The 21,974-nt window shown below is 58.9% G+C and carries 16 protein-coding genes and 2 pseudogenes; 10 read left to right on the top strand and 8 right to left on the bottom strand.

The window, feature by feature from the left end:
- The 8 genes from rocF to MESOP_RS30585 form a co-directional block, all read right to left on the bottom strand.
- On the bottom strand, positions 1 to 921 hold the full coding sequence (rocF, locus tag MESOP_RS30620) for an arginase (RefSeq protein ID WP_013533362.1): 921 nt from the start codon (positions 919 to 921) through the stop codon (positions 1 to 3).
- A gap of 44 nt (positions 922 to 965) precedes the next feature.
- The gene (locus MESOP_RS30615) at positions 966 to 1,772 is read right to left on the bottom strand and encodes an ABC transporter permease (RefSeq protein ID WP_013533361.1); all 807 of its coding nucleotides are present in this window, start codon (positions 1,770 to 1,772) and stop codon (positions 966 to 968) included.
- Entirely contained in the window at positions 1,772 to 2,485 is a 714-nt protein-coding gene (locus MESOP_RS30610; RefSeq protein WP_172832174.1) for an ABC transporter permease, read from the bottom strand. The genes MESOP_RS30615 and MESOP_RS30610 overlap by 1 nt, the downstream gene beginning before the upstream one ends.
- A 171-nt stretch (positions 2,486 to 2,656) precedes the next feature.
- Positions 2,657 to 3,439 (bottom strand): transporter substrate-binding domain-containing protein, encoded by a 783-nt coding sequence (locus MESOP_RS30605; protein WP_013533359.1) that lies wholly within the window; start codon positions 3,437 to 3,439, stop codon positions 2,657 to 2,659.
- A gap of 44 nt (positions 3,440 to 3,483) precedes the next feature.
- Entirely contained in the window at positions 3,484 to 4,296 is an 813-nt protein-coding gene (locus MESOP_RS30600) for an ABC transporter ATP-binding protein (RefSeq protein ID WP_013533358.1), read from the bottom strand.
- A gap of 100 nt (positions 4,297 to 4,396) precedes the next feature.
- The gene (alr, locus tag MESOP_RS30595; RefSeq protein ID WP_245262914.1) at positions 4,397 to 5,587 is read right to left on the bottom strand and encodes an alanine racemase; all 1,191 of its coding nucleotides are present in this window, start codon (positions 5,585 to 5,587) and stop codon (positions 4,397 to 4,399) included.
- A gap of 779 nt (positions 5,588 to 6,366) precedes the next feature.
- Entirely contained in the window at positions 6,367 to 7,812 is a 1,446-nt protein-coding gene (locus MESOP_RS30590) for a M20 family metallopeptidase (RefSeq protein WP_013533356.1), read from the bottom strand.
- Positions 7,813 to 7,944: 132 nt separating this feature from the next.
- Positions 7,945 to 9,216 carry a CapA family protein gene (locus tag MESOP_RS30585; protein ID WP_013533354.1) on the bottom strand — a complete coding sequence of 424 codons (1,272 nt, stop codon included), beginning with the start codon at positions 9,214 to 9,216 and terminating at the stop codon, positions 7,945 to 7,947.
- A 490-nt stretch (positions 9,217 to 9,706) separates the two neighbouring features.
- On the opposite strand from MESOP_RS30585, the gene MESOP_RS30580 reads away from it, so the two are divergent.
- The 10 genes and pseudogenes from MESOP_RS30580 (at position 9,707) to MESOP_RS36830 (ending at position 21,973) form a co-directional block, all read left to right on the top strand.
- Complete coding sequence (locus MESOP_RS30580; protein ID WP_013533353.1) at positions 9,707 to 10,672, top strand: LysR family transcriptional regulator; 966 nt, start codon at positions 9,707 to 9,709, stop codon at positions 10,670 to 10,672.
- 189 nt (positions 10,673 to 10,861) lie between these two features.
- A complete protein-coding gene (locus tag MESOP_RS30575; protein WP_013533352.1) occupies positions 10,862 to 11,206 on the top strand; it encodes a hypothetical protein in 345 nt (114 codons plus the stop codon).
- A gap of 1 nt (position 11,207) precedes the next feature.
- Positions 11,208 to 11,774 (top strand): type II toxin-antitoxin system VapC family toxin, encoded by a 567-nt coding sequence (locus MESOP_RS30570; RefSeq protein WP_013533351.1) that lies wholly within the window; start codon positions 11,208 to 11,210, stop codon positions 11,772 to 11,774.
- Positions 11,775 to 14,208: 2,434 nt separating this feature from the next.
- Complete coding sequence (locus MESOP_RS34270) at positions 14,209 to 15,075, top strand: hypothetical protein (RefSeq protein ID WP_013533350.1); 867 nt, start codon at positions 14,209 to 14,211, stop codon at positions 15,073 to 15,075.
- A gap of 235 nt (positions 15,076 to 15,310) precedes the next feature.
- Positions 15,311 to 17,056: a type IV secretion system ATPase VirD4 gene (virD4, locus tag MESOP_RS30560; RefSeq protein ID WP_013533349.1), complete on the top strand. Its 1,746-nt coding sequence runs from the start codon at positions 15,311 to 15,313 to the stop codon at positions 17,054 to 17,056.
- 99 nt (positions 17,057 to 17,155) lie between these two features.
- Positions 17,156 to 20,338, top strand: a complete 3,183-nt coding sequence (locus tag MESOP_RS30555; RefSeq protein ID WP_013533348.1) for a C48 family peptidase — start codon at positions 17,156 to 17,158, stop codon at positions 20,336 to 20,338.
- A gap of 5 nt (positions 20,339 to 20,343) precedes the next feature.
- Complete coding sequence (locus MESOP_RS33095) at positions 20,344 to 20,718, top strand: hypothetical protein (protein WP_174299069.1); 375 nt, start codon at positions 20,344 to 20,346, stop codon at positions 20,716 to 20,718.
- 65 nt (positions 20,719 to 20,783) lie between these two features.
- A pseudogene (gene tnpB / locus MESOP_RS36835) lies at positions 20,784 to 21,131 on the top strand (IS66 family insertion sequence element accessory protein TnpB).
- Positions 21,132 to 21,186: 55 nt separating this feature from the next.
- Positions 21,187 to 21,825 (top strand): annotated as a pseudogene (locus tag MESOP_RS36375) (transposase domain-containing protein); the annotation flags it as partial.
- Positions 21,782 to 21,973: an IS66 family transposase gene (locus tag MESOP_RS36830; protein WP_420845284.1), complete on the top strand. Its 192-nt coding sequence runs from the start codon at positions 21,782 to 21,784 to the stop codon at positions 21,971 to 21,973. The pseudogene MESOP_RS36375 and the gene MESOP_RS36830, both read left to right, overlap by 44 nt.
- Position 21,974 lies beyond the last annotated feature (1 nt).

Genomic DNA, 21,974 nt, shown 5'->3' with positions numbered 1-21,974 from the left:
TCAGTGGTTCCTTGTCGGGCGGTCCATGATGCGGCGGCCCATTAGACTGGCGGTGAGGTCGACCATCAGGATCGCGGTGCGGCCGCGCTCGTCGAGGAAGGGGTTGAGCTCGACGAGATCGAGGCTGGTGACGAGGCCGGAATCGTGCAGCATCTCCATCACCAGATGCGCCTCGCGGAAGGTCGCCCCGCCCGGCACGGTCGTGCCCACGGCCGGGGCGATTGACGGGTCTAGGAAATCGACGTCCAGGCTGACATGAAGCATGCCGTCCTCAGCCAGGATGCGCTGGAGAAAAGCGCGTAGCAGAGGAGCGATCCCGTGCTCATCGATCATGCGCATGTCGTGGACTGTCACCCCGGCGAGTTTCAGCGCCTCACGCTCGGCCGGATCGACGCTGCGGACACCAAGCGTGCAGATGCGCGCCGGATCGACCGCAGCTGGCAGGTCTGGGAAATAGCCGTGAAAGCCTTTTTGCCCGCTGGCGTAGGCGAGCGGGACGCCGTGCAAGTTGCCGCTGACCGTAGTGTCGAGCGTGTGAAAGTCCGGGTGGGCATCCAGCCAAAGCACGAAGAGCGGCCGGCCCAACTCCTTGGCACGACGGGCAACTCCGGACAGCGTGCCGGCAGAGATACTGTGATCGCCGCCGAGAAAGATCGGCATTGCTTCCCGGCTCGCCGCATAGGCAGCTTCGGCGATCGCTCCGGTCCACGCCGAGACCTGCGGCAGCGCCTTCAGGCCGAGGTTCTCATGCGCCACGGGCGGAAGCGGTCCGGGCGCGACCGCCCCTGCGTCCTCCACTTCATGGCCGAGTTCCGTCAGCGCCTGCGCGAGTCCCGCGGCGCGCAAAGCGCTCGGTCCCATATCACAGCCCATGCGTCCGGCCCCGTCCTGGACCGGCGCGCCAACGATCCTACACAGCATGTCGCCGCTCCCTATTGCTGCTGGCAGCGCGCTGGTTCGGCGCGTCACCCCACTCGAACCGGGATGCGAGCCTCGATACGGCTGAAAATCCATACGAGCAATCCCGTGAGAACCATGTATGTCAATGCAAGCAGAAGCAATGGCTCGTATATCACCAATGTATCCTGGCGAACGCGAGCTGAAACTGCATAAAGGTCGACAACCGTGATAGTAGCGACGAGCGGTGTCGATTTGAGTTGCATTACTGTTTCACCAGCCAACGTGGGCAACGCCTTGTGGATTGCCTGCGGCAACCAGACCCTGCGAAAAAGCTTCCAGCGGTTCATACCGAAAGCGCGTCCCGCCTCGAGCTGGCCGCTCGGCACGCCGGCAAAAGCACCGCGCATAACCTCGCCTACATAGCCTGCGAAGGACAGCGTTAGAGCCAGTACAGCGTATGGCCACGCCTGGCGAACGAGAGGCCAGATATCGGATTCGCGAATCCATGGATATTGCGGGAAGAGCGAGCCAAGCCCGTAATAGAGCAGCCAAATTTGCAGAAGCAACGGTGTGCCTCGAATGACGGTGCAGAAAGCTTTCGCTGGAAGACTGAGCCAACTAGGGCCCACTACTTGAGCGAGCCCAAGTGGCAATGCCAGAACGAAGCCGAAGACGCAGGTCACGATGAGGATCCAGATCGAACGCCATAAACCAGCAATCGCAAGCATGTAGTAGTCGGCCAACCAGTCCCAACGCATGAAGACGGCTGCTGCGGTGATCAAGACAAGGCCGATTACGATCAATACGACGCGGTGTGGGTCCAACCGTGCGAATGGGCGGCAGTTTGCCGCAACAGTCGTGAAATAGGCCATCAGCGGCTCTCCGCTATCGGCTGCCGGCCGCGCCTTGCCCAATGCTCGACCCGTCCGATGAGGACGTTGGAGATCAAAGTGAGCAGTAGATAAAGCACGCCAGCGGCCATGAAGAAGGTGAAATAGGCTTTTGTGGTGCCCGCAGCCTGTCGTGTTTCCAGAGTCAGTTCATTGAAGCCCACAACGGCCAGAAGTGCTGTGCCTTTGAATGCAACCAGCCAGAGATTTGCGAGACCCGGGATCGCGAAGGGCAGCATCGCCGGCATAGTAATGCGTCGCATCAGCATCGTTGGGTTCATACCAAAGGCTCGTCCGGCCTCGATTTGGCCTTGCGGCACCGCGAGGATCGCGCCGCGCAGCACCTCCGTTGCGTACGCGCCCTGTACGAAGCCGAGCGCAACGATGCCTGCCATCGGCCCGCTGACGTCGATCCGTCCGTAACCGAGAGTATCGAGGAGGCGGTTGATCAGGTCCGGAACTGCGAAATAGATAAGCAGAATTAGCACAAGTTCCGGTACCGCGCGGATGAGGGTGGTGTAGACTTGAAGCAAGTCGCGGCGCACAGGTCCGCCGTAAAGCTTGCCAAAGGCACCGCCGATGCCAATAAGCAATCCCAAGGCGAATGCGCCGACACCGATCCCAATTGAATTAATGAATCCGCGAACCAGATTTCCACCCCAGCCAGGCGGCGTAGGTGCAAGCAACTCGAACATGCTGGTCTGCGCCAGCGACAAAAAGAATGAATCGGTCAAGAACGCCTCCACCTTGAGGATTGACCCTCGCCAAGAGCCTGCCGTTCACTGGTGCGTGACGAAGGAGGCCGCCTGCCTCCGACTCAACAGGAGAAGTATTGCGAGGGTCTACGTAATAGGAGAATTTCCTCTTCATTCGCCGTAAATGTCGAAGGAGAAGTACTTTTTCGTAATTTCGTTGTACTTCCCGTTCGCGCGAATCCCCTTGATTGCGGCGTTTATCTTTTCCTTGAGCATGGTGTCTCCCTTGCGCAGACCCGCGCCCGCGCCCGGCGCGAAAATCTCGGGGTCATTGGCAACCTTGCCCTTTATCTCGCAACAGGCCTTACCCTGGTCAGTCTTCATGAATTGATCAATGGTAAGCGGGCTAGCCAGAATGGCGTCGATCCTGCCGGCGACCAAGTCCTGGTTGGCCTCATCCTGTGTCTGGTACGTCTTCATCTCGGCCAAGCTGTCTTTGAAATGCTTGCTGGCGTAGACCTCGGCATTGGTGGAGACCTGAATACCGAGAATCCTGCCCTTGAGGCCCTCAGGGGTAGGATCAATTGTAACGCCCTTGGGACCGGCAATCGTGTACCCGTTATCGCTATAGTACTTGTCGGAGAAATCGATCGTCTTCTTGCGCTTCTCTGTGATTGACATCGAACTCATGATGACATCGATTTTCTTGGAAGTTAGGGAAGGAATGATCCCGTCCCAGGCGACCGGAGTGATGACACAATCGAGTTTTGCCTCGGCGCAGATCGCATCGATGATCTCAATCTCCCAGCCGACCCATTTTCCAGAGGCGTCCAGGGACGAGAATGGAGGGTAGGGCTCGGCCGCGATTCCGACCTTCACCTGTTCAGCTTGCGCCATCAAAGTAGATGCGCAGAAGATTGCCGCTGCGGCCGTCAGTTTCGAAAGTATTCTCATTGTTTTCCCCTATAAGTCAGATGGTTTACTCTGTTTTCCCGGCGCTAGCCCACTCTGCGGATGAATTGTTGAAGCCGCTCTGATTTCGGAGATCCGAAGATTGCGTCTGGTGACCCTTCTTCCTCGACGCGGCCCTCGTGGAGAAAAACCACGCGGGTCGCGACCTCGCGGGCAAATTTCATTTCATGCGTGACCAGGATCATGGTGCGACCTTCGCGGGCCAAATCGCCGATTACGCCCAGAACCTCACCGATGAGTTCGGGATCGAGTGATGAAGTCGGTTCGTCAAAGAGCATGACGCGTGGCTGGACCGCGAGAGCGCGTGCGATCGCGCCGCGCTGCTGCTGTCCGCCGGATAGAAATGCCGGGTATACGTGCCGTTTTTCCAGAAGCCCCACTCTTGCAAGCAGTTTCTCGGCTTCGATGATCGCCATTTCACGCTTGACGCCAAGCACATGGACCGGAACCTCGATCACATTTTCGATCAAGGTCATGTGGGTCCAGAGATTGAAGCTCTGAAAGACCATGCCGAGCCGGGAACGTACACGTTCAATCTGCTTTCGGTCCGCCGGGAGGGTGCTGCCATTTCCGTCAGGCTTGAGACGTATTTCCTCGCCGTTCACCCTGATAACGCCGCTGGTGGGGTTTTCCAGGCAGTTGATGCAGCGAAGTAAAGTGGATTTGCCGGAGCCGCTGCCCCCGATAATCGCCACCACATCGCCGTCGCGTGCAGATAGCGAGACCCCCTTCAACACATGAAGGGCGCCAAATTTCTTGTGCAAGTCCTGGACATGGATCGCCTCCGCGGCCGTGTCCGTCACCGCGTGGCGAGGAATTGCCATGATCGTGGCCGTCATTGCTGTGCGCCCGTATTGCCGAGCACAACATGAAAGGGCGAGAGCAACAGCACTGTTCTGGGCGCCTTCATTTCGTTTCCTCTATTTCTGCGCCAATGTCTCAGACATAGACGCGCGGGATGTGGTCGCGGAGCTGGGCATAGAGACCGATGAGGTCTGTGCCCCATTGAGCGGCGACTTCCTCGTGACTGATGGTCTGGTGCGCTTGCTGTCCGAGCAGGAGCACTTGGTCGCCAAATCTCGCATCAGGCACGTCCGTCAGATCAATGCGCAGGTGCTCGAGATGCGCGGGAGGGAGCAGGCGCGCGCGCTGCCCCCTCACCAGCGCCTCGGCCTGGGCTGGCACGTGACGCGGAAGGCCATCCCCCCATCCCATACCTAGGACGCCGATGGTCATTCCCGACCGAAAACCGGGTATGTCTGGTATAGGGCCGAGAGAAGCATCGATCCGCTTGACGGAAACGAGGCATGTCGAAATGGCCTTGAGCGCCGGCCGCAGAGTGACGGCCCGCATGGGTCGATCCGTCTCGGGAAGACCGATAAACAGGGCCCCGGGATCGACGGCATCGAGATCCATCGCGGGATGCCGAAGCACACCTGCAGTACTCGACATCATAATGATCGGGGGACGGGTGCCGGACGCCTCGGCATCCTGTAGAATCCGCTGCAGGCGGGAAAATTGCTCGCTAGCATCCGAAGTTACTGATGTGGGCAGCTCGCTGAGATGGGCGTAGAGCCCCTGTACTTCAACGTCGCTGCAGACGTGCGCGGCTGCGAGAAGCCGGCCTATCTCCTGCGGCGTGGCCCCAGCCCTGAAGAACCCGAGATCCGCCTTGACGAAAATACGGGTGACGCTCATGGCGGCGCGCCAGGACTCCAGCTCATCGAGGCTGGAAACGGTAACGGTGAGTCCGAGCGCTTCAATTGTTTTCGCCGATGTCGGTAGAGGACCGGGATAAAGCAAAACCGGGAGATCGATGCCCATTTCCCGGATGGCCATAGCATCGGGCAAGGTTGCGACAGCAAAGCCGTCAGCCCCCTCTGTTGCCAGTGTGCGGGCGACAGGTCCCGCTCCACAGCCATATGCATTGCGCTTTAAGCAGGCGAAAATCTTCACTGTCCGGGGAAGATGCCTACGCAGCTGACGGTAATTGTGCCTGATCGCGCCGAGGTCGATCTCGTACCAGGCCTCCCGGGACGCCGCCTTTTTGCTCTGCACCGGCGCAATAGACGTTAACGCGCACATAGGTTCTGACGTTTTTCCCAACCGCTTTTTATTGCTTGTTTGCATGCGAAACGATGGGAGGAATCGCCAAAACCGTCAATTTATTAAGTTTTTGTGACACCCTATTAATTTTACTGATATGGCCACACACACGAGGCAGGCAAATGGCTGGATGACGAACCGCGATGCAGGGCTGCTGCCTGGCAGGCCTGATCAGCAGCCTGCAAGCATCTTTGAGCGACGGCTTGCCGACATCTTGCTTGGTTCCTCATTATGGACGCGGCGCTTCGGACCCGCCTGGCCGGGTCATCCAGCCAGGCGGTGCTGTGGGCGATCAGAATGGACTGGGGCCTGCGCTAGGTGCTGGTGGTCGAGCTGGCTATGGGAGTGGCAGCACCATTACTGGCGAGCGTTCGCGACAGGGCTCAAGCAGCGCGGACTTGCCAATGTCGAGTTCGCGGTCTCCGACGGCCATCCGGCCGTCAGGGCAGGTTTAGGACGTGCGCCCCACGACTTAGCCTAGCGCTGTGATCGCCAAGCGGAGGACCAAAAACTCGAAGCTTGGCGCAGAGCTGGGGTGAGAAATTCATGAGAGGTGGCCGAGGCGAACCGCTGGCTCAATGCAGACCATTTGCGCGAGCGCAGAGAAGGAGGGTCTGGGGACATTCATCGCTGAACGCGCTGCGTTTTCCCTGCTCTGCTAACCCCCGGGGCGCGGCAGACAGTCGATGTCATTGCGACGCTATTCGCGGAACTTGATGAACGCAACTGTGATCGAGCGTTGTCCGCCATAAATATAGTGAAACTCTGCAAGCGAGGCCGCCGAGCGTAAGGACTTCTTGCACCTATGCAAAAGCCGCTGCCTTAGCGCGCAGGTTGTCGACCGTGATCTCGGGCGGAATTGGGCAAGTGTAGCGCCGCCCGCCAGTACGCTCCTTCAATTCCGCTTTCGCCCGGGCGATAAGATCGGGATTGCGCAGGCAATCTGCCGCGGTGGTCGCCATTGCTTTCGCCGCGAGCACCATTCCCTTATGGGCTGCAGGCAGATTCCCTTGCGTGACGAGCTGCCAAGTGTGGAACGGCGTACCTATAGCGAAGCAGGCAGTGCTGCACTGAACCGTGGGCACGATCCAGCTCACGTCGCCGACGTCAGTGCTGCCCATCATCATCCCTTCGCGCGCAGGCATGGGAAGTAGCCCGTCATGCAGCACCTGGCTCGCCAGCGAACGGTCGTAGAGCGCAACGCTCGCCACAATCTCCTCGTTCGTAAACGCGTTCTTCCGCAGTTGTTCGGCGAAGGCATAATCCGTATCGTCGAAGCCCGGGCCGCCCAGGCGACTCATGTTTTCGTACATAACCTCCTGCAGCACTTTGTTAGGCAGAACGTTCGAGTTTGCATCCATGATCTGCACCTCAACGGTGGTTTCCGTCATCAGCGCGGCGCCATCGGCGATCTTCTTGACGCGCTGGAAGAGGTGCTCCGCATCCGGCAAATGCGGCGAACGCACCAGGTAGAGTGATTCCGCAAAAGCCTGTACCACGTTTGGCGCATCGCCACCCGTATTCGTAATGGCATAGTGGACGCGCGCATCCGACGCCATGTGCTCGCGCATGTAATTTACGCCCACATTCATCAGCTCCACCGCGTCGAGCGCGCTGCGGCCAAGATGGGGAGAAACCGCCGCATGCGACGCCTGACCCGTGAAGCGGAAGCTAGCCTGAATGCACGCGAGAAACGAGGTGGACTGCACCTCGTTGACGACGTTTGGATGCCAGCAGAAGGCGGCATCGAGATCATCGAAGAGACCGGCCCGTGCCATGAAAGTCTTGCCCGATCCGCTCTCCTCCGCCGGGCAGCCGTAATAGCGCACCGTGCCCGCGATGGCGCCCGATGCAAGCGCATCCTTCAAGGCCACGGCTGCGAGCGCAGATCCGGAACCGAGAAGATTGTGCCCGCAACCATGCCCAGATGCGCCCTCCGCGGTAGGCATGCGCTCGGTTATGCCCGAAACTTGCCCGAGAGCCGGCAGCGCATCGAACTCCCCCAGAAAACCGACTGTTGGGCTACCGCTTCCATGTTCCGCCACGAAGGCAGTTGCCATGCCGCAGAGCTTTTTGGTGATGCGAAAGCCTTCGTGCTCCAGCAAGGCGATCTGCTCAGCGACCGCGCGATGCTCCTCGAAGGCGAGTTCCGGCATGGCCCAGATGCGGTCGCTGAGCGCACAGTAGTCGGCGCTCTTGGTGTCCACGCGCCGGGCGATTTCATAGACGCCCAGCCCATCGTTATGCATGTTCGGTTCTCCTCATTGTCCAAGTGCGCATTTGGATCCGTTCGGCTGTAAGGGGGCGCCCGGTCATCAGTGCATTGGCACTATACGACACGATCATCAGGATGCGGGCCAGGTTGACGTGCATGGACGACGTTACCTGCTGGCGGCGACCTCGACGCTGCGGGAATTAGCTTTTGGCAGAAGAACGCGAGCATCTTCCAGCACTATTTCGGTTCCATACTTTTGCGAGCGTCGAGATAGGTCTTCGAGCATTGAACCGGCCAGCTCTTTTGATGCGGGCACGGGCACAAGACGCTCATGATACCTGTTGCTGCTCAGCCGCTGCTCCCCTCCAATCACGATTGGAGCGAGGTAGATCGACTCCAAGTGGTTGTTGCCATCGAAGCTGCACGTCGCGACGATACTTTTCCAGATATCCGGTGAGCTCCATTCGTCCTCACCTTCGGGTAGATGAAACAGGAAATTTCCCAATCCGTAGAAGATCGGAGCCCCGCGGTAGATTTCGATCGGCTGCAGCACCGGTGCGCCGTGGCTGGCGAACGCATTCGCTCCCGCATCAATGCAGGATCGCGCGAAGAATTGAACCCATTCGGGAACCTCGCGCCAATCTGGTTCCCAATGATGATGATGAAGATAGGCGATGACAAAGGCACCGGCCAACGAGGCCTTCCGGATTGCGGCGAGCTGACCTCGTAAACTTTGCTCGTTGAAGATGATCCTTCGGCAGTTCTCGGAGGATCGGCGAAAAATGGTTCCGTAAAAGTCGATTTCATCGGACGATGTCAGTTCGCGAGGATCGTCCGGCTGCGTGTAGGTTCCGCGCTCCATAGAGTTGCTTAAAAACGTTTCCTGAATGGAACGCAGGTTCGCGAATTTCTCATCGTCAACCTCGAATACCCGCGAGACATCGAGTTTGTTCACCCCCGGTCGAGCGGGACGGGTACCTGCCGCATTTTCAGCGTACATTGTGGCTGGCCCTGGTCCGGCATCCATCGCGATGAGGGCGACCTTCCTCTTGCCGAGTTGCTTGATGCCGGCTTTGCTCGCGTCACTGGCGTCAACGCCAATTCCTGCACGCAGAAACTCACGCTCGTCTACTTCCTCAAGTGTCGAAAGCACTCCTGCGGGCCCAAGATCGAACGCATGATTATTGGAAAGAGCCAGTGCGCTAAAGCCAATATCCTTCAAATTATCTAACACGACAGGTGGAGAGCACTGGAAATAGGTGCCTTTCATCGGCCACCCACCATGCCGGCCGAGTATCGTGGTTTCTAAATTCGTGAATGAGGCATCGGCTTGCCGGATCAGTTCTTTGATCGTGGCGAAGCCGTCGTCCGATACATGCCGAATATCGTGGTAGATGAGGGACTGTCCGGTGAGGGCGAGGGTGAACGGCGAAGGCATGATTGAGTATCAACCCCTGTATAGGCAAATGTCATTAGCGGCCACTTTTTGTGGCAACCGATCGACTGCGGAGAAAGTGTTGGCTAGTTCCTTGATCCGGTAAGGATCGGCCGTACGGATTTACGACAAGCGCGGGTAGTTGGTTGCGGGTGCGCAACGTCCGAGCTGGGGTCGGTACAGTTCCTGCCAGAGGCACGGAAATACGAATGCCGCATATGTGCTTTTCTAACGTTATAGTGCGCAATTTTTAGAGCTGTGTCCCCTGTGTTCGATTGTGAACTATCCGCTCTGCCAGGGGATAGGTGTTGCTGCATGCGTCACGTCAGCGTTCTCTCTGATGCGTCTGATCCACTGGTTTTGTTACGCCAGACGATGGGGAGAATCGGGAAAACGGTCAATTTATTAAGTTTTTGTGACACCCTATTAATTTTACTGATATAGCGGCCAAACGGAGCCTCTGGCTCCGCGGCCACCAATTCGGACAAAGGCAATGGAAGAGATTTCCGGCCGAAACAGCAAGGCTGGGTTCAGGTCCGCTCAGATTTTTCGGGAGATCATGAGGACCGGTTCTACGAGGCGGGCCGCCCGAGAACTCGGGATTACCCAGTCGGCCGTAAGCCAGCATCTCAAGCTGTTTGAAGAAGCTGTTGGTGAGAAGCTTTTTGCGCGAGATCCCCGCGGCCTTGTTCCAACCACGCGAGCCATCGAAATTTACAACCGCATAGACAGATATTTTGAGACGCTAGGGCACATCGAGAGGGAAATCACCGACTCTTTCAGCGCCAAGAGAAACCTCCTGACGATTGCCGCACCGCATATATTCTCGTTGAGACTCATCCCCAAAATAATTCTTGCGCTAAATAGTCTAGATTCGACTCTAGAATTTCATTATAGGGCGCAGCGATACGACGAGATAGCACAAAGCGTTGTGACGGGAGCGGCCGATATCGGGATTTCCCGGCTGCCGTTAGATGAACGCTTCTTTGAGTGGAAGATAGTCGCCGAAAGCAAGAGTGTCTGCGTGTTGCAACCCGACCATCGCCTTGCTGAAAAGGACATCATAACTGTTGACGACCTCTCAGGGGAGCCCCTTATCGTTCTAGAGAGAGAATACACTTCTAACAAATTGGGTCTATTGACATACGGGCGGAGAGAACTTCCTTTATTGCCGAAGGTTCATTCGGACACAATAGGATTGGATGCTTCTTTTGTCGCATATGGTTTAGGCATTGCAATAGATAATGAATTTGTTGCACAGCAATATCAAATGTTTGATGTGAAAGTCGTGCCTTTTGAGCCGTCAGCGAGATACAATTACGTGGTATTTTGGCGCCGCGGCAGCGATAATATTTCGCAAACGTCGCCAATTGTGGATACTTTCGTGGAGGTGATCCACCGTGAACAATCGTTCGGGCGCGAAGGGCCCAAGGCGGCTTTCCACCCCCATAGCATCTAATGCCGGAAAAATTGTACCTGAGTTGCTTTCGGTCGATTGCAGCCGTGACATCCCTCCTTTTGGAGAGCTTCAGCACGCAACGTCCGGGTGCCAACAACCGCCCTTTGTCTTGGGGTATTTGAAAAATTCACCTTGCCTGCTATGTTGTCTAGAATCCATTTTTGTTAAACGGATCTGCGGGGAACCCCGATGACGAAGACAGCTGTACGGATGCGTCGCGGCCAAGGGCCAGTGGGCAAGCGGACGAGAACCCATCCCAAACTGGCTGAGAAATTGCAGATGCGTAGATTGGCCAGGATTAACGCCGTCCTGCAGAGGGCGGAAGAATCCGGCCTGCGCGCTGAGAAGGACGGCAGGATTGCGGGGCGGGTGAGTGCTGATCTAATCAAGAGGGCCAAGGCTCGAACCGGATTGACGTCTGATACCGAGCTCGTCGAATTTGCATTGGCCAATGTGGCTCTGGAAGACAACTTCGCCGAGACCTTCAGGAAAACACGGGGGACTGTGGATCCGACGCTGAAGCTCGGATTCTGAATTGGCCGATTTCGACTTTGGTGCGGCCTTAAGGTGGTCGCGATTTGATCCTCAAAAAACCTTGAGCCGCCGCCCCGACACGGAGCTGCCGATCATCGGCAACCTCGTCGGGGCGGGGCAAGAACTGCTGCTGGACACCTGCGTCTATATCGACGGTTTGCAAGGCCGGGCGCCTGACGCAGTTGCCGACCTCCTCGATGTCAGGCAGGTCAACCATAGCACCGTAGCGATCCAGGAGCTGGTGCACACTGTAGGCGTGCTTGATCCGAAACACTCGGGCACGAGTAAAGCTGTCAAGCAGATCGGGAGCATGATCAAGGACATGCCGTCCCATCGGGTTTTTGCACCAGATCCCGATGTCTTGGGCCGAGCCGCCCTTCTCTCAGGAATGCTGTGTCGCCTCCAGGGCTACAAGCACGATTCCAAGCTTCGGGCGCTTCAGGACTGCGTGCTGTTCCTGCATGCGCAGAAAATGGGATTTTCCGTTCTAACGGGCAACGTCAGTGATTTCGACTATTTGCTGCAGTTAATTCCGACGGGTCGGGTTTTGATGTATCGGCCAATCTGAGTATAGCCGCCTTCCGCGCTTCTGGGCGAAGGCGGCAATGACTTGGCCATCTTCCGCAGTCGCCTGACCCGGGACTCCTATTCGCCATGCAGGACGGCTCGAAGACCTGCGGAAGCCCTGGTCCGTTCCAAAAGCTCAATGCCAGACTTTCGTTATCGACAGGCAGGCCGCGCCATGATTTGGATGGGTCAAAGCGTCCAGATTGTCCATAGCCGATCTTAACTGTTCTTCCCAATCAATGTGACGAGAGACAATTCGGTCAGAAACTCCAATCCTCTCGCTGACAGGAGCTAGTGCCATCGAACTGGTCACACAACGCGGCCTTGGCCCGGTGATGAAAATCGCCGGGCGTGTTGCATAAGGCTGCAAGATTGGAGCGCATGACTTCTGCTTCGGATCCGCATGTCCTGATAGACGTGTGTTGTTCGGTCGAGCCGCGCCGGCTGGCTTGCTGTGGCGTCTCCCCCTTCACCACGCGGAATCGACATTGCGCGTTTTCCCCTCCTGCACCCGGCGCCTAATCAGGCGACTATTTTCACAGCCAGGATAGCCTCCCATCTGCAGAGCTCCCGCCAGGCCCGGCAGCGCTAGGCGCTTTCCGAAACGTCCAGTCACGTTTTCAACGCGCGTGTTGGAAACGGTGAATCGGCGACACATTTCCGCCACGGTTTAGCCGCGCCGAAGCCACAATTTCCCACGACATAGCCGGCGTTGCCCTAGACGGTTCGGTCCGGCACCGGCTCAACAAGCCCCCCCGCCCTAGGGTCAGTGCCGGATCGAACCACCCTCTTCTTGAGGGACACAGGTCCGAGCCTGAATGTGCTCAGCAGAAGTAAGCTGGTCCACTTCATGGCGAGGCGGTCTCCCAATCGCACAGGGCTGCAAACACCTGCACAGCAATAATGGTTTGCGGCGCGCGTCGGCTTGAGGCGACTTAGGCCAGCTCTACGATGCCTTAGTGTGAGCGACTCATTCAAAGTAGCAAAACTGACGCTAGTCACCAAGCAAGCTTGCATGCCGGTCGCCGCTGTCGATGCTGCCATAATATTTGGTGCCCTCAACCGTGCCTGATGATCCTACGATCTCGTAATGTTGCAGTGATCTGTTAGATCTCGTCACTGCGACTTGGCTGTGGCTGCAGATCCGCTCACTGTTGCCATAGGCTGCGGCCGAAATAACGTTGGAACCGCGTTCGCGACTTCCCCACGTGAAAACACGCTGACCGTCTATGTTGCTCTCTGCGTCGGGTCGCCCGCCCAGGATGTGAAATGCAGCTTTGCAGGATCGAAGGCGCGGGCCACGCAATGTATCCCTCTCATGTTCGTCCCTGCGATTGCTCTCCCTAAGTGTGCGTGCTCAGAGCGTAATAGCGCCCCGATCGCGACGGTAACCTGAAAACTCCTTGAGCCTTGATAAGGCGCTCAATTCGAGCTTGTGCCCAAGAACAGGCCTGGCGTCGGCCAGGATGGCTGCGTGCGCGAGTCATGCCATCGCGTCTGCGCTTCGGCGCCACTTGAACCCTCCTTTATCCCCTTGCATCCGATCGAGGTGCAGCTGAAGAAACTGACCGTCTTTGCGTAGTTGAAGTTTTCCTGAGCCCTGCACCGTCGTGGGGCGGGGAAGGAGAGGGGATGTTGCAGCCAAGCAAGTAATGTCGATGGCGCGCCTGCATCATGGCGTTGGAGCGGAAGGCTGCGTGGCCATTGCAGCCGGTCATGTTGCTGCGGAGCTGGCGCTGAATAGGCCGTCCGTTCCGGGGTGACTGCGCCAGGCGACCTCCCGTTGAGAAACCCCCGGGCACTAAGGCGTTGAACATGTCGCTGTCGCCCAGCTGACGGTTGGCTCGCCAGCGGCTGGGGCTAACGACCGGGCACTCATAGGCGACAGGCGGCCGGGCCGAGGACGGGGCGGCATTGCGCGATGCCGTGCTGCCCGCCAGCGCGATCTTTCCCGCCCGTCCTTTGCACCTCGCCTGTCACCGGCCCCGTGGCGAGATTACCATGAGTCTGCAGCAGGAAGTCCCTGGATGGTGGCAAGGCACGGTGGTGCTATTGGCGGCCGCGCAAATTGCCGGTCAGGTCGGACTGATTTCCCTGCCAGGCAGGCATGAGAGCTCGGCCGCGGCTGATCAGCCGGAGCGGGCGATGGTCGTCGTAGCAACCCTCGATCATCCCCCCCCTGCGCTCAAAGGAGAAGCTGCCGCGAGGATATCATCCCGGGCTCTTACAACGACCGGAAGGAGGAGGCGACAGAGCCGGGGCGTACCATTCATGCGCTTTGGCAGAAGTCACTCACAGCATTTGATGCCAGCCTCGTCATCTTGGCTGGGACGGGACCGGAACCTTCTGCCAGACTACAACTGTAACACCATATCGGTTCAGCAGGTCAGGCTTGGGTGATAACCTCATAGAATAACGACTTTGGAGACCGAGCAATGGATCGCGATAACAAACGGGCACGCGCAGCTGCAAGTTCATCCCAAGCCAGGGAACAAGCCAGGGAACCCTCTACCATCCTGTCCCTTACAGAGGGGCCATTAACGCAGGTGGCAGAACGGCTGGTAACCGCTAACCCGCGCGATACAGCGCGAAATCTTGCAGGCTTCAAAGGCCTCGGGAAGGAAGCGCGAACAGCCATTCGGGGCAGTCAACCCGGGCAAGAAACTGAACTCGCAAAATTTGAAAGGCGCGGCAATCAGCTCGGACGATCAGCCGTCGAGCTGACCTGGAAGCTGACATCCGAATTGGGGTACCAGCCGGACAACGTTGCATTGGAGCAAGTCAGAGCGGTCAGCAATATAGCCAATTACCTAACGCCACACATGCAAGATGCTGTTGTCAATCGCATTGGCAACATGGATCCGGCCTCGCAAGCTCTCGGAGCTCTTAACGTTGCGCCCAATTTCGGCAAGTTCAATAACGAAAACCAATCTCGCATTCTTGATCAAGCCGTTGAATTGATGTCTGATCCGAACGGCAACATCAGGATGGTGGCACAGAATGCTATTTTTCAGGCGTATCACCAGATGGATCCAAATCAACAGGCCCAAGCTCACGCAGTTCCCGGCCTGGAACCCATCTTGCGGCAAATGCCTCCGCCGCAGCATGCACAGGAACGGCATGCGGATCTGGACGCCCACATAGCAGGGCTTGAGGCTGCGGTTCATGCGACAGGCACGCAAATCTCCTATGAACAGCTGCAGCGGGGTGGTCTAATAGGGCAGGCCATAAACCGCAGCTACAGTCAGGCCCGAGCGGACCTGCAGGAGTCCACCAGAAACAGGGATCGCGGGGGTCGTTGAGGTCTCGGCAACGGTATAGACGCTTTGTCTCCCGAATTCCGTTCACGGCCTGGCTGTTTCCAAGTCGCTGGCCGTTGACGCACTAACTTGTGTAACTTTCAAAAAACCACGTCTGCCGGGTGGTGCGATGCAGCCATTGCGCCACCTGCCTCGGCATCGATCTGTCGAGCGGCGACATCGCGACGTCGGTTCGGTGTCTGAGGCCGCACCATGAGCTGCGGCAGGCAATGGAACAATGCCTTCAACCAAAACGACGACCCCCAACCTAGCCGTTAGCATCGCCTGCTCGCTCGCCGTGGGCTTCTGTGCGGCAAGTCTGTACGCAACCTTCCGCCACGGCGGTGGCGGCGAGGCCTTGATGGCGTTTGATGTCCGTGCCTTTTGGTTTGAGACGCCCTTCTATCTGGGTTTCGCAACCCCCGTCTTCTATCGGGGCGCGGCTATCGTGCTCTCGACATCCGTGGTCGTCTTGCTGATTCAGCAGGTCGTGTTGCGCCGCAAGCTCGAACACCACGGGACGGCTCGTTGGGCTCGAGTGGATGAAATGCGACGCACCGGATATCTGCGACGATACCGTGGCGTGAAAGGACCGGTATTTGGGAAGACGAGTGGCCCTTTCTGGCCTGGCTACTACCTGACCAATGGCGAGCAGCCTCACAGCCTCATCGTTGCACCGACCCGCGCTGGCAAGGGCGTCGGCGTAGTCATTCCAACGCTACTTACATTCAAAGGCTCAGTGATAGCTCTGGACGTCAAGGGGGAGCTCTTTGAGCTCACCTCGAGGGCGCGCAAAGCCGCAGGCGATGACGTGTTCAAATTCGCGCCGCTGGATTCGGAGCGGCGCACGAACTGCTACAATCCACTGTTGGACCTTATAGCGCTGCCTCCACAGCTCCAATTCACGGAAGCCCGCCGCTTGGCCGCAAACCTGATTACGGCCAAGGGGGAAGGCGCGGAAGGTTTCATCAGCGGCGCGCGAGATATCTTTGTCGCGGGGATCCTTGCCTGCATCGAGCGGGGTACGCCGACAATCGGCGCCGTCTATGATCTCTTCGCCCAGCCGGGGGAGAAGTTTAAGCTCTTCGCGCAACTCGCGATGGAGACCCGGAACAAAGAGGCTCAACGCATCTTCGACGACATGGCGGGGAACGACACAAAAATACTGACCTCCTACACGTCAGTGCTCGGCGATGGCGGGCTCAATCTCTGGGCGGATCCCGCTGTTAAGGCGGCCACAAGTCGCTCGGACTTTTCGGTGTATGATCTTCGCCGTCGCAGAACGTGCATCTATCTTTGCGTTGGTCCGAACGACCTTGAGGTGATCGCGCCTTTGATACGCTTGTTTTTTCAGCAGATCGTTTCAATTCTACAGCGGTCGCTGCCCCGCCCGGAGGAAAAGCACGAGGTTCTCTTCCTGCTCGATGAGTTCAAGCACTTGGGTAAGCTGGAGGCGATCGAGACCGCAATTACGACTATCGCGGGCTACAAGGGGCGTTTCATGCTCATCATCCAAAGCCTTTCGGCACTGACAGGGGCTTATGGAGAGGCTGGCAAGCAGAATTTTCTCAGCAATACCGGCCTGCAAGTGTTCATGGCAACGGCCGATGACGAGACCCCAAATTACATTTCCAAAGCCATCGGTGAATACACGTTTGAAGCCAAATCGATTTCCTACAGCCAGGCGCGAAGATTCGATTGGAACATTCAGAATTCGCATCAAGGTGCACCGCTGTTGCGTCCCGAACAGGTTCGGCTGCTCGACGACGACTACGAGATCGTTCTCATCAAAGGTCTGCCACCATTGCAATTGAGGAAGGTGCGATATTTTTCGGACCGCATTCTGAAACGCATCTTTGAAGGCCAGACAGGCGCCCTCCCGGAGCCGGCACCGTTGACGGAAGCAGAGGAGGAACTCTCCACAGACTTTCGACTCGATGAGCCGCCGCGTGGATTGGCGCAGGAATTTAACGATACCGTTTGATGTGAGGCTAGTGTGGACCCGCGAAAAAATCCATCCCGTGCAACAGCTTTGCCGCAGGACGCCGGCTTGGAAGGGCGGCAAGCGGGCGAGGCCCGGCGAGTGAGCGTGGAGCAGCAAGTGGCCGAGGCGTTCCGGCCGATGTTCGATGATCGAGCCGACGAGGCGCACAATGAAGGGGCCGTTCTGCGAGTGGAACAGGGGCTCCGCGACGTGCTTCACCAAGAGCAGAATGATCAAGCCGCTCAGCCAATCGTAGCTGCCAGCCAACAGCAGATCCGACCCTTGTCGGATGCGCTTGACCAGGGCAACCACCGGCCACAGTTGGTCATCGTCAATGGTGAACATTTCACAGCGCTGTGGCCAGCGGAGAGGCTGGCGGCCCTGAATGCGCGGCAAGCCGTCGCCCTTCACCAGCAGCCGAGCCAAATCGGCCATTCGGGCGGCCGCGTGCCGATGCAGCCCCTCATGCAGCGGTTGGCTGAATTGCCATTGGCAGGGCTACCAGTTCAAGGCGCAAGGGCCGAACACATCAGAAGGATGCATGTGCAGGCCGCGCCCTCCGCAAAATTTGAAGCGCCCTCCGCTGCTATCGGGAGCTCCATTACCGTCTCGTTCGCCCTCCCCAAAGGCGTCTCCCATGGAACTCAACGCGTCCCACAGGCGATGCTCTCTTCCTCGGACCGCGATGGCCGCTTGCCTGATGCGGGTCCGGCCCGGCAAGTGGGCATTGAGCAGCACGTGGCCGCGCCGCGCCGCTCCAATCCGGCTCCTGTCGCGCCTCGAGTACGTCGTGACCCCAGCTATCGCCATGTGTCCGACGAACACTGGAACGTTATTGATAAGGCGATCGCCCAGGCTGCGGATTCTCAGCAAGGCTATAGCAAGAGTAGGCTTCAAGCTTACACTTATTCGCTTCGCCGATTGGCGAATCATTTCGGCGAGCGCGGCCAAGCGAATGATCTAACAAATCACCAATCCCTGGTCGACCACCTCGATACTTTCTTTTCGGACTACCCTGATATGAAGCCGGCGTTGAACGTCCTGCGTGCGTATCATGAGCCGGACTATTCAGTTGCTGACCGGCCGGTGCCCGCAAAGGCAGACGCGCACCTCCTGGAACAAGCGGCCGGTGACAGCGGGTTGGCTTCAGGCACCCGTGTTATCTATAGTCGTAGTCTTCGCAAATTTTCTGCGGCGCTTGACAAACAGGGTCAGACGATCACTGGGCTGGATCACGATGAGCGGGCGAAAATCGCCGAGAGCTTGTACCCAGACGATCGCTATCTCAGCTACGCGCTAGAGCGGATTCGCAAAGCGGACTCATACGCGCTTGCCAAGGCGAACCTATCGCTGTTCGTTGATCGAGCCGACGTGGTGCCAACCAATACAGAGGCGCTTGTGCGAATCGAGCAGGGGTTGCTCGACGCGCTTCAGGAAGGGCAGAATGATCAAGCCGCCTCGTCTTTTTTCAACAATCAAAGCATGCCCGCTGGACGGGATAACCTCAACACAAGCATGTCGGACGCTTTCGCAAGCTCTGGATGGGCCGGAGTTCAGGCCGCCGCTCCGCCAGTCCTAGCTGCCAGCCAACAGCAGATACAGCCCTTGCCGGATGCGCTTGATCAGGGCGCCCACCGGGCACCCCGGGGGGTCGTCACCAACAATGAACATTCCACAGCGCTGTGGCCAGCGGAGAGGCTGACGGCCCTGAATACGCCGCAAGTCGTCGCCTTTCAGCAGCAGCCGAGCCAAATCGGCAATTCAGGCGGCCGCGTGCCAATGCAGCCCCCCATGCAGCAGTTCGGTGAATTGCCCTTGGCTGGGGTACCCGTTCCAGGCACAGGGGCCGAGCCCATCAGAAGGATGCAGCGGGCCGCGCCCTCCGCAAGGTCTGAGGCGCCCCCCGCGGCGATCGAGGACCTTATAGACCTTTCGTCCGCCGTCCCCAACGGCTTCTCCCATGGGACTCAACGCGTCCCAGAGGCGATGCTCCCTTTTCTCAATCACCATGGCCTCTTGCCGGATGCCGACAAGCCGGAATGGAACTTCGATATCAAAGGTCACGGCTACACCGCCCTGATGCCGGAGGGCGGCAACGCCGTTTGGCTCGTCCATCGCGGTGCGATCAGGGAAGCTGCAGCGGCAGCAGTACCGGCAAGGGCTCCAGAACCCGCCTTGCCAGCGACGCAGTCAGACACCTATCGCGGTGTTCCGTTGGTCGATCTGACCACCTCCTCCGAGGCTCACATCGCAGCCCTTCCGTCAGGCTCGTTCAACCTCCCCGAAGGGGCGGTGCTCGGCCCCGACCTGCTGGGTGACGCCCATATCAGCAGGGATTACCAGTTGCTGGCGCAGAGCCTGCAGATGCACCACCCAGCACTCGCCGCCCGAACGCGGCTAGTGGATTCCTTGGTCTCCCAGCAACTGCGCCGTCACGACCGGGACCCGAACCCTATAGTGCTGTCCATCTATCATCAAAACGACGTCGCAGCCGACTTCGTGTTCCTGCCTGTGAACAGTGGCGATCCCATCGCTACGGCGGAGAATGATGGACGCAACGAGCATTGGTCGCTGCTGCTCGTAGATCGCAGCGATCCGGATAAAGCGGTTGCCTATCACTACGACTCCATCCGTCGTGGCGATGGACTGCCATACAATGACGCGCCTGCACGAGAGCTCGCAGCCAGACTGGAAGTGACCACCGTGGTGACACCCGCCATGGCCCTGCAGAACAACGGTGTTGATTGCGGCGTGTTCGTGGTGGACGGCACGCGCTCGCTGGTTGAGAGATTGGCGAACCAAGACTTGCCAGACCCGCAGCGGCCGCTGCACCTCGAGGCCCTCGTCCCCGATCGGCAGGCGCTGCAAAACCGACTGTGGCAGGGGCGCTTGCCCCACGAGCTTGCAAGCCCCGCGGAAGCGTTTGGAGCAGCCGGGTCGCAGGTGCGACACGCGGTGTTGCAAGCGCAGCAAGCCCGACAAGTCGCGCCAGCCTCGTTTGAACGGCACGTGAGCAGGACTCGCCACGCCCAGGCCGAGCTGACGAGTGCACTTGAAAGGAGCAACCGCGTGAACAGCGGGGGCGTCATCATAAACAATGAACACTACACAGCGCTGTTGACACCGGCGAAGAGGCAGAGGACTGAAAATCCGCAAATCCTCAGCACGGGGCCGCAAGCGAGTGCAGCAAACACGTCGTCCATCAGGCAAGACCCCGATCAAGCCCGAGCGGACCTCATGACTTCCTACAGAAGCAGAGAGCGCTCCGACGCGGGGCGTTGAGCTCGATGGCCGCGATGAAGCAGAACAGCTCTTTTGGCGACCACGTCCCAACAGCTGGCTGCGCAGGCCGGCTCGAGGTTCTGGACGGTCCGACGGGACGGCGGGTTCGCTCGGAGGCCGACAGAGCCCGGATTGCCGCCGAGAGCCTGATGCCGGAGGTGCAGGTGGCGGCGGTCGCCCGCAAGCATGGCGCGACCCGCCGATTGGCGGCGTCGCCTTCGTCAGGGACAACTGGCACTGCAGAAAGCATGGCGCCGATGTTCGCGCCGCTGATGGTGGACGAATCGTCGGCGCCTCAGCGGACGATGAGGCCACCGAATCGGCGCAAGCGCGAGGGTGGAAATTGTGATCGACGACATGGTGATCCGAACGACGGTTGACCTCGAGCAGCTGTCGCAAGTGATCCGAGCGGTTCGGGCCTCGCGATGATTGCACGGGCGCCGAACTGAAGATCTACGTGGCGACCCGGCCGGTTGACTTCCGGCGCGCCATGGACGGATTGGCATTGGCTGTGCAGGAGATGCTAGGCCTCGACCCCTACTGCGGGGGCGGCCTTCGTCTTCCGGGCCAAAAGGGCTGACAGGATCAAGATTTTGGTCTGGGATCGCACCGGCCTTGTGCTCATTCACAAGCGGCTCGAGGCTCGAAGTTCGTCTGGCCGCAGGTTCGCGACGGGGTGATGCGCATGTCGCCGGCGATGTCCCCGGCATTGTTAGAAGGGCTGGACTGGAGACTGGTTCGGCCCCGAGCGGGCACGGCGTCCGCAATTGGCCGGATGAGTGTGGCACGGTGACTCAGCTGCGTTGTCTCCGTGGCGTTCTCGGAGATCACGTGGTTGATTTCAGTGCATGAATCTGACGGTTCTCCAGGAAGAGAACGAGCGTTTGAAGGCGCTCCTGGCCCAGACGCAAGCGACCCTGGCCGAGCACCAGGCTGCCTTGGCTGAATCCGAAGAGGCGCGGCGTCGCCTGGAGACCATCGTCGGTCAACTCAATCACGAGAAGTTCGGCGCCAGGTCCGAGAAGCTGCATCCCGATCAATACCACCTGCCGCTCGAAGACGTGGAGATCGCGCAGGGCGTGCTCGACGCCGCGCAGGAAAGGGCGCAGCGGGTCATCCAGGGTCGTTCGGACGGCGCGTCCGGTTCACGCCCGCGCAACCGTGGTCACTTGCCGGCTCATCTGCCGCGAGTGGAACGGATCATCGAGCCCACAGCACGCTGTGCCCCTGCGGCTGCGGCGAGATGGCTAAGGATCGGCGAGGATGTCAGCGAGCGGCTCGACGCGATCCCGGCGCAGTTGCGCGTGCTGGTCACGCGCCGCCCGAAATACGCTTGCCGGCGCTGCTCGAGCGCGGTCGTGCAGGCGCATGCGCCCGAGCATATCGTGCCCGGCGGTCTGCCGACCGAGGCGCTAATCGCCCAGGTCATCGTCGCCAAGGTCGGTGATCATTTGCCGTTCTACCGGCAGGCCGAAATCTACGCCCGCCAGGGGCATCCAACTGGATCGCGCCACACTGGGCAATTGGGCAGGCCGGGCCTGCTTCGATCTCAAGCCGATAGCCGAGCACATGCGCCGGCGTCTGGCTGACGCGGATCGCCTGTTCATTGACCCTGTGAGGGCTATGACCGGCTGAC

Origin of the sequence: Mesorhizobium opportunistum WSM2075 (assembly GCF_000176035.2) — a bacterium.
GTDB classification, from domain to species: Bacteria; Pseudomonadota; Alphaproteobacteria; order Rhizobiales; family Rhizobiaceae; genus Mesorhizobium; species Mesorhizobium opportunistum.
Note: the sequence above shows the minus strand (reverse complement) of the source record. Positions and strands in the feature narration are given on the sequence as shown.

Coding starts and splice junctions, on each gene's coding strand:
- rocF (WP_013533362.1), bottom strand. CDS start 921: ATGCTGTGTAGGATCGTTGGCGCGCCGGTCCAGGACGGGGCCGGACGC.
- MESOP_RS30615 (WP_013533361.1), bottom strand. CDS start 1,772: ATGGCCTATTTCACGACTGTTGCGGCAAACTGCCGCCCATTCGCACGG.
- MESOP_RS30610 (WP_172832174.1), bottom strand. CDS start 2,485: ATGTTCGAGTTGCTTGCACCTACGCCGCCTGGCTGGGGTGGAAATCTG.
- MESOP_RS30605 (WP_013533359.1), bottom strand. CDS start 3,439: ATGAGAATACTTTCGAAACTGACGGCCGCAGCGGCAATCTTCTGCGCA.
- MESOP_RS30600 (WP_013533358.1), bottom strand. CDS start 4,296: ATGACGGCCACGATCATGGCAATTCCTCGCCACGCGGTGACGGACACG.
- alr (WP_245262914.1), bottom strand. CDS start 5,587: ATGCAAACAAGCAATAAAAAGCGGTTGGGAAAAACGTCAGAACCTATG.
- MESOP_RS30590 (WP_013533356.1), bottom strand. CDS start 7,812: ATGCATAACGATGGGCTGGGCGTCTATGAAATCGCCCGGCGCGTGGAC.
- MESOP_RS30585 (WP_013533354.1), bottom strand. CDS start 9,216: ATGCCTTCGCCGTTCACCCTCGCCCTCACCGGACAGTCCCTCATCTAC.
- MESOP_RS30580 (WP_013533353.1), top strand. CDS start 9,707: ATGGAAGAGATTTCCGGCCGAAACAGCAAGGCTGGGTTCAGGTCCGCT.
- MESOP_RS30575 (WP_013533352.1), top strand. CDS start 10,862: ATGACGAAGACAGCTGTACGGATGCGTCGCGGCCAAGGGCCAGTGGGC.
- MESOP_RS34270 (WP_013533350.1), top strand. CDS start 14,209: ATGGATCGCGATAACAAACGGGCACGCGCAGCTGCAAGTTCATCCCAA.
- virD4 (WP_013533349.1), top strand. CDS start 15,311: ATGCCTTCAACCAAAACGACGACCCCCAACCTAGCCGTTAGCATCGCC.
- MESOP_RS33095 (WP_174299069.1), top strand. CDS start 20,344: ATGGCCGCGATGAAGCAGAACAGCTCTTTTGGCGACCACGTCCCAACA.